Annotated in this window: 9 protein-coding genes; 1 reads left to right on the top strand and 8 read right to left on the bottom strand. The window is 26.2% G+C overall.

Annotated features, from left to right (window positions below):
* Positions 1 to 282: 282 nt before the first annotated feature.
* From J7G74_RS12275 to J7G74_RS12250, 6 genes are all read right to left on the bottom strand, one after another.
* Entirely contained in the window at positions 283 to 1341 is a 1059-nt protein-coding gene (locus J7G74_RS12275) for an ABC transporter substrate-binding protein (RefSeq protein ID WP_297135814.1), read from the bottom strand.
* Between the two features lie 22 nt (positions 1342 to 1363).
* Positions 1364 to 2041: an ABC transporter permease gene (locus J7G74_RS12270; RefSeq protein ID WP_330616569.1), complete on the bottom strand. Its 678-nt coding sequence runs from the start codon at positions 2039 to 2041 to the stop codon at positions 1364 to 1366.
* A 98-nt stretch (positions 2042 to 2139) separates the two neighbouring features.
* Complete coding sequence (locus J7G74_RS12265) at positions 2140 to 2991, bottom strand: ABC transporter permease (RefSeq protein ID WP_297135810.1); 852 nt, start codon at positions 2989 to 2991, stop codon at positions 2140 to 2142.
* Positions 2984 to 4045, bottom strand: a complete 1062-nt coding sequence (gene potA / locus J7G74_RS12260; RefSeq protein WP_297135809.1) for a spermidine/putrescine ABC transporter ATP-binding protein — start codon at positions 4043 to 4045, stop codon at positions 2984 to 2986. Before potA ends, J7G74_RS12265 begins: the two co-directional genes overlap by 8 nt.
* A gap of 154 nt (positions 4046 to 4199) precedes the next feature.
* The gene (locus tag J7G74_RS12255; protein WP_297135807.1) at positions 4200 to 4739 is read right to left on the bottom strand and encodes a helix-turn-helix domain-containing protein; all 540 of its coding nucleotides are present in this window, start codon (positions 4737 to 4739) and stop codon (positions 4200 to 4202) included.
* 581 nt (positions 4740 to 5320) lie between these two features.
* Entirely contained in the window at positions 5321 to 5620 is a 300-nt protein-coding gene (locus tag J7G74_RS12250) for a hypothetical protein (protein WP_297135804.1), read from the bottom strand.
* Positions 5621 to 5841: 221 nt separating this feature from the next.
* Between J7G74_RS12250 and J7G74_RS12245 the strand changes: the two genes are divergently transcribed.
* Positions 5842 to 6369 carry a DUF2812 domain-containing protein gene (locus tag J7G74_RS12245; RefSeq protein WP_297135801.1) on the top strand — a complete coding sequence of 176 codons (528 nt, stop codon included), beginning with the start codon at positions 5842 to 5844 and terminating at the stop codon, positions 6367 to 6369.
* Positions 6370 to 6371: 2 nt separating this feature from the next.
* Here the strand turns inward: J7G74_RS12245 and J7G74_RS12240 are convergent, their stop codons facing one another.
* Together J7G74_RS12240 and J7G74_RS12235 are read right to left on the bottom strand one after the other, a co-directional pair.
* Entirely contained in the window at positions 6372 to 7412 is a 1041-nt protein-coding gene (locus J7G74_RS12240; protein ID WP_297135800.1) for a sensor histidine kinase, read from the bottom strand.
* A 3-nt stretch (positions 7413 to 7415) separates the two neighbouring features.
* A complete protein-coding gene (locus J7G74_RS12235; RefSeq protein WP_297135798.1) occupies positions 7416 to 8090 on the bottom strand; it encodes a response regulator transcription factor in 675 nt (224 codons plus the stop codon).
* Between the last annotated feature and the right edge of the window lie 170 nt (positions 8091 to 8260).

Raw genomic sequence — 8260 nt, 5'->3', positions numbered from 1 at the left:
TGGAGAAGAATAAGTATCAAAGGCAATATCAACTATAGATAATTCAGATAATCTATCTTCATTATTATTTATAAACCTTATTATTTCACCTTCTGTTTTTGTAAGACTTTGCATTATATCTTTATTTACTTCTATTAACACAAAACTCTCCCCCTTTACGATTATGAAAGTATTTTCAATTTTATATAAAATCATTATATCAATTTTTTTATATTTTTCAATTTTTTATATACAAAAAAGATATGGTCATATTTAAACAACCATATCTTCCCATTTAAAATCTTATTGAGATTTAATTTCTGTCCAAGCATCATCATATAATTTTAAAACATCTTTAGGTAAGTTTAAAAATACCTCAGATTTTCCTATTATATCATCACTTGGATAAGCTGTTGGATCATTTTTCATTTCATCACTTAATAAATCATAAGTTGCTTGGTTAGGAGTAGAATATTGTATATATTCAACATTTTTTAATGCATTTTCTGCGTCTAGCATAAAGTTAATAAATTGCTCTGCTTCTTTTTTGTTTTCAGCAATTTTAGGAATACACATAGCATCTATCCATTTATTAGTCCCTGTTTCAGGTATATAGTATCCTAAATCTTTATTTTCTGACATCATTACAGAAGCATCTCCTGAGTAATAAACACCCATAGCTGCATCTCCAGCTACTATTCTATCTTTTCCATCATCATTTACATAAGCCTGAACAAGAGGTAATTGTTTTATTAATTCTTTTTTTGCTTGTTCTATTTCTTTAGAATCTTTAGTATTTATAGAATATCCTAATTTCATTAAAGCAATTCCCATAGTATCTCTAACAGAATCTAACATTTGAATTTGCCCTTCGTATTTTTTATTCCAAAGAACATCCCAACCTTTTAAATCTGCTTCATCTACCATAGTTTTATTATAAACTATACCAAAAGTTCCCCAAAGGTATGGAACACTATGTTTATTTTTTGCATCATATGAAGAGTCTTTAAAAGAATCCATCATATTCTTTTCATAATTTGGTATATTCGCATAATCTATTTCACTAATTAAGTCTTCTTCTATTAATTTTTCTACCATATAGTCTGATGGGAATATAAGGTCATAATTTGTACTTCCACTTTTTAATTTTTGATACATACCCTCATTAGTATCATAAGTATCATATACGACTTGTATACCTGTCTCTTCTTCAAATTTTTCTATCAGCTCTTCATCTATATAATCTCCAACATTATATATATTTAAAACTTCTGCTGATTTTTTTCCTCCACCGCATCCAACTAACATACTAGCTGATAATGCAAAAGTTAAGCCTAAAGCAGTTAATTTTTTAAATTTCATTTTTATCCTCCCTTTGTATTATCTAATTATTAATTGTTTTTTTACTTTGTGATATATTTGATAAAACTAGTAATATAATTACACTTACAAACATTAAAGTAGATAGTGCATTGATTTCTGGTGATATTCCCCTTCTTGTCATTGAATACACTTCAATAGCTAAGTTTGTAACACCATTTCCTGTTGTAAAGAAACTTATAACAAAGTCATCTATCGACATGGTAAATGCTATAATCATACCTGATATTATGCCTGGTTTTATTTGAGGTAATACTACTTTTCTAAGAGCATACCAAGGTGTTGCTCCCAAATCTAAAGCTGCATCTTCTATATTATCAGGTAATTGCTTTAATTTAGGTAAAACAGAAAGTATTACATAAGGTATATTGAAAACTATATGAGATAATAACATTGTAGTAAATCCGAATTCCATATTAATGAATACAAATAAAGACATTAATGCTACCCCTGTTACTATATCTGGGTTTAAAATTGGAAGATAATTTATATTTAGTAATAATCCCCTAAGTTTACCTTGTTTCATTTTATGAATTCCTATTGCTGTAATAGTTCCAACTACTGTGGCTACTAAAGACGCTATTACTGCCACTATTACTGTATAATATAATGCATCCATAATTCTTGAGTTCTCAAATAACTTTTCATACCATCTTAAACTAAATCCATTCCATTTAGCCATTGATTTTGAATCATTAAATGAAAATACTGCTAGTGTAATTATTGGTGCATATAAAAATATATACACTAGCGTTAAATATATATTTGATGTGAATTTTTTTATAATAATAATCCACCGCCTTCCTTATCTGACTCGTCACTAAATTTATTCATTATTGCCATAGTGATTAAAATTACTAGCATCATGAATAATGATATAGCAGAACCAAAATGCCAATCTCCAACTGACATAAATTGTTGTTCTATTAAGTTACCAATTAGCATGAATTGCCCACCACCTAGTAATTTTGAAATTACAAAAGTAGACACTGCTGGCATAAATACCATTGTTATTCCAGAAGCTACTCCAGGCATACTAAGTGGAAATATTATTTTATAAAATACTTGGATTCCATTAGCACCTAAATCTTTTGCAGCATTTATTAAATCGTGATCCATTTTTGATAATACCGTATATATAGGTAATATCATGAATGGTAGAAAGTTATAAACCATACCTAACATTACAGCTAAATCTGTATATAAAATATTAACAGGCTGTAAACCTATAGTAGTCAGTATTGTATTCAAGATACCTTCTCTACCTAAAATTGCTGACCATGCATAAGTTCTAAGTAAGAAGTTCATCCACATTGGTATTATTGCAAGCATAAGCAACGTTCCTTGTCTTGATGCTTTTGTTCTAGATATTATATAAGCTGTTGGATATCCTATAATTAAACATAATATTGTTGATATTAGTGCAAGTCTTATGGATCTCCAAAATACTTTAATATATAGTGGGTTCATTAGTTCCTTAAAATTATCAAGGTTGAAAATATACTCTCCACCTTCCATTTTAGTAAAGGCAAAAAATACTATTAGAAATAAAGGAATTACTATAAATAAGCCACTCCATAATATATATGGAGATGTTATTTTTAAGCCTAATTTATTTTTACTATTATTCATATAAATCATCATCCCCTGTTTTCTTCATAATATGTATGTCTTCTGGATAGATATCCATACCAAGCTTACTGCCTACTTCTGCTGATTTTGTATTGTGAAGTAACCAAGTATTATTACAAGCCTCTACTGTCATTTCATAATGAACACCTTTGAATACACAAGATGTAACTTCACCACTTAACATACCTTCTTCAGGTTTAACCATTTTTATATCTTCAGGTCTTATTACAATCTGAACCTCTTCATTTTTTTCAAATCCTTTATCAACACAATCAAAGTTTTTACCACAGAATTCAACTAAGAAATCTTCATGCATGATACCATCTACTATATTACTTTCACCTATAAATCTAGCAACAAATGCATTTTCAGGTTCATTATATATATCTTCAGGAGTTCCCATTTGTTGTATTTTACCTTTGTTCATTACAACTATTGTGTCTGACATAGAAAGTGCTTCTTCTTGGTCATGGGTTACAAATATAAATGTAATTCCTAATTGTTGCTGTATATTTTTAAGCTCTCTTTGCATCTCTTGTCTTAATTTTAAATCTAATGCTCCAAGTGGTTCATCTAGTAAAAGAACTTTTGGTTCATTGACTAATGCTCTAGCTATTGCAATACGCTGCTGTTGACCACCACTTAATGAGTCTACACTTCTTTTCTCAAATCCTGGAAGAGCAACTAATTTAAGCATTTTCTTAACTTTTTCATCAATTGTCTTTTTATCCATTTTCTTTATTTTTAGTCCAAATGCTATATTCTCATATACATTCATGTGTGGGAATAATGCATATTTTTGGAATACTGTATTTACTGGTCTTTCATATGGAGGAATTTCATTTACATCTTTCCCTTGGAATAAAACTTTCCCTTTATCAGCGAATTCAAAACCTGCTATTATTTTTAAAGTAGTTGTTTTTCCACATCCACTAGGACCAAGTAAAGTTAAAAATTCATTCTTTTTTATATCTAAGTTTAAATCACTTAAAACTGTATTATCTTCATATGTTTTGCATATATTTTTTAATTCAATTATATTTTCCTGTTTCAATGTAAACACCTCTTCTATTCTAAAATTCGCTCTACTTCTCTCAGTTCCAACGATATATACTCATTACCATTTCGTATATATCCGTTGCTTAAAATTCTCTTTGTTCATCGCGCCAACGATATATCTTCATTACCATTTCAGATATATCCGTTGCTTAAAATGTTGGTGGCGTACTTACCCAAACCACCCTTGCTTCTTTTTTACCTGGGTTGGAAATATAATGATTTGCTCTAGGTTTGAAGTAAAAACTTTCTCCCTTTTTAACCTTGCTTTTTTTATCTCCTAAATGTAATATTATAGAACCTGCAAGGACGTATCCGAACTCTTCTCCTTCATGAGGTTTCTCTTCTTTATATTGTCCACCTGGCTGTAAAGTTATTATTATAGGCTCCATCTCATTTTTTTGTGAATTTGGAACTAACCATTTTAATGTATATTTTAAATCTTCATCCTCAGTTTCAAACATATCATCTTTTGTGAATGTAATTTTCTCATCATTTATTTCATTAAAGAACTCTCTTAAATTTGTTCCAAGTATATCTAATATATCAGTTAAGGTCGCAATAGACGGTGATGTTAAGTTATTTTCAAGTTGAGATATAAACCCTTTTGATAACTCGCACCTATTGGCCAGTTCCTCCTGGGTCAGCTGTTTTTCAATTCTCATTCTTTTTATTTTTCCACCTATATCCATTGACCACACCTCCTTTATTTAATTAATTTTATTTAAATATTGTCGAACATTGCTTTTATTATAATTAAGTTTTATATCTACTTAGCTTTTTTTATTTTTTAGTTTCACGTCATTATATGTAAACATTAAGTTTAAAATTTGTAAACAACAATAGCTATTATATAAAAATTCCCAAAATAATTCAATAGTTTATTTAATTTTTTTTAATAAATTAGTAATTCACTTAAATACTGTATTTCACTAACTTTTTTTAAGTTTTTATTTTATAATAGTTTATATTAATTGTTTAAAAGTTTAGTATCCCTAACTCTTATTTTATTTTCTATGTTTTTTATCAATGGAATATACTAATATTAAGAAATAATTTATTTAATATAAATTTATATAAATCAATTTGGGCAATAGTATCATTAGTATTTCATCTTTTGTAAAAGTTTGTCCTTATTTTAGACTAAATTAATTTAAAATACAATTGTCTTCCAAACAAAAAAGTATTGATTAGTGTATCAATACTTTTAATTTATTATTCTCTATTTTTTTAAATTAAATCATTATAATATTTATACTTTTATGAAGTCTTTTTATTTTAAGTAATTCTTTTTGTACTCATTAATCTTTTTTGAAAACTGCTTATCTATATTTTGTATATTTTTATAACTTAATTTATTATTTTTATTAATCTTATTTGTATCATGATTACTTTTTTCATTTCTTGATAATAAATTAAACAAACTTTTAAGTTTTCCTCTTAAATTATTTTCAACACATACATTTTCTAGCTCTTTATTTGTTTTATCATTAAAATTAATAACTAAGCTACCACATTTTCTACAGTACTCTTCGTTATTTTTTATAATTGAGCCACAATTTTTACAAATCATATTTATCCCCCCTATATTATTAAAATATTCTTGATATCAATCCTTTAATGTAATTTTATATGATTAAGCAACTGAAGTCTTCACTATTTTTGAATAAAACAAATTCATTGAATATATATTTATATTTAATGTTAATTTTTTATAAAGAAGCCTATAATTATTATATAGATATTCTAATTATCATATAAATTATTATTAGAATTATTGCGGAGGATTTGAGCATGGTTATTTATAAGTTTTTTACATTAGCTAATTATGAAAAAAAAGAAAAATGGATTAATGATATGTGCTCTAAAGGATATGCTTTGAAAAAATTTAATTTTTTTAAGTATGAATTTGAGCCTTGCAATCCTGGTGAATATTATTATAGCCTTGAATTATTTGAAAGTCTTCCTTGTACCCTAGAGCATCAAGATTTCCTTAATTATCTAGATGATGAATGGAATATTGAATATGTTCATTGTCATTACAATTGGGCATTCTTTAGAAGAAAAAAATACTTAGGCAAATTCAGCTTATTTTCTAATGTTCACACTAAAGTTTCCTACTTTAAAAGAGTTGTGACTCATAGGCTCATCTTAATCTCTTTATTAATAGTTTTTTCTATTGTAGATTTTATTTATTCTATACCAGATTCTACAGATATTACTTTTGCAGTAATCGTACTTTCAATTTCTATTATGACACTTATAGTAAATATACCAACTTTCATAAAATTTTTAAAACTAAAAAAATCAGATGATTATTAGTTTTAATCATCTGATTTTTCATTTGGTAAAAATATAGAAAATATACTTCCTTTATTATTTGATTTAACTTTTATATATCCACCTTGTTTTGAAATGATTTCTCTGCTTAAATATAAACCTATTCCTATTCCCTCTTCATTTTGTACATTTTTACCTCTATAAAATCTAGTAAATATTTTAGGTATTTCATCTTCTCTTATTCCAATTCCTTCATCAGATACGTCTATTCTTGTGAATATTTCATACTCTTCAATACTTATATTGACTACGCTACTTTCTTTTGAATACTTGATAGCATTTTCAATAATATTAAATATAGCTTCAGATGTCCACTTTTTATCATGTGATATGGATACTTTATTTTTTTGCTCAAAATTTATATTTATATTTTTTAATTGAGCCTTTTTATATAAATCTGTTATAGCTATTAGTACTGTATCATTTAAATCACTTTGTTTTAACTTTAGATTTATAACAGAACTTTCTAGTCTAGACATTTTTATCATACTCTCCACCAAAAAACAAAGTTTATCTAAAGATACAGATATTATTTCATTAAACTCTCTTATTTCTTCTTTTGATAAATTTTCATCTTGTAAAAATTCACTATACATCTTCATATTAGTTAAAGGTGTTTTTAACTGATGTGCAATATCAGATACTAAAGACTTTATTTCATTTTTATCCTTTTCAATTTTATTATTTTGTGATTTTAAAATTTTTGTAAGTTTTATGGTTTGGTATTGTAGTTTTGAAAACATAGAATCATCTATCATAGAAAAAACTTCTGTTTCCCTCATATCAGAAATAGTTGCTAACATATCAGATAATTTTATTAGTATATCATTCATATAGTTTTCAAATATTTTTTCATACAAATAAAATGCAATAATCATAATTACAGAAAAAACTAAAACTATAGAGCTTATTTTATAATTCTTTGTTGTGAATAAAATTATAATATTAAAAGTAATACAAATTATTATAATAAACCATCTAGTCAATCTATTTATTTTATTTAAATTATTAAAATTCTTAGCCATAATTTATTCTCCCATAATATATCCAATCCCAAACAAAGTAATTATATATTCTGGATTTTTTGAATCATCTTCTATTTTTTTACGAAGTCTTCTTATATTAACAGACAATGTATTTTCATCTACATAGTTACCATTATTATCCCATAACTTATCTAGTAATATTTCTTTAGTCATGGCTCTTCCCTTATTTTTGCTTAACAATTCTAAAAGCTTATACTCAGTTGCAGTTAAATATATTTCTTCATCTCTTTTATAAACTTTTCTACTATCAAAATCTATCTTCAAGTCTTTATATTTAAAAATATTTTTAGTTTCTCCACAATTTCTTTTTAAGATTGCATTTATTTTAAACTTTAAAACACCAATAGAAAATGGCTTTGAAATATAATCATCACACCCACTTTCAAATCCTTTTATCATATCTTCTTCTGTATCATTAGCTGTAAAAAATACTATAGGAAAATCCATCTTATCATTTATTTCTTTACAAAAGTCTAGCCCTGATCCATCAGGTAAATTTATATCTAAAAGCAAGAAATCTATTTGATTTTGTAAAATAGCAACCTTTCCTTCTTCCTTTGTATATGCACTAATTACTTCATAACCTTCTTTTCTTAAAGCAAATGTTACCCCTCTATTCAAGCTTATATCATCTTCTATTATTAAAATTGTTGACATTAAATCCCTCCCACATTATGATTTAAGTTTTATCATATCTCTAATTATAACAATAGTGGTAGATCTTTGACACCTACCACTATAACTTATCTATTTATTTTTCTATTTCCCTTAATCTTTCTGTCACACTTCTTTTGCTACTAAATTTATAAACTAAACTAGGTGTAATT

This window comes from Terrisporobacter sp. (assembly GCF_017888745.1).
Taxonomy (GTDB): domain Bacteria; phylum Bacillota; class Clostridia; order Peptostreptococcales; family Peptostreptococcaceae; genus Terrisporobacter.
This window is presented reverse-complemented; position numbering and strand designations above follow the sequence as displayed.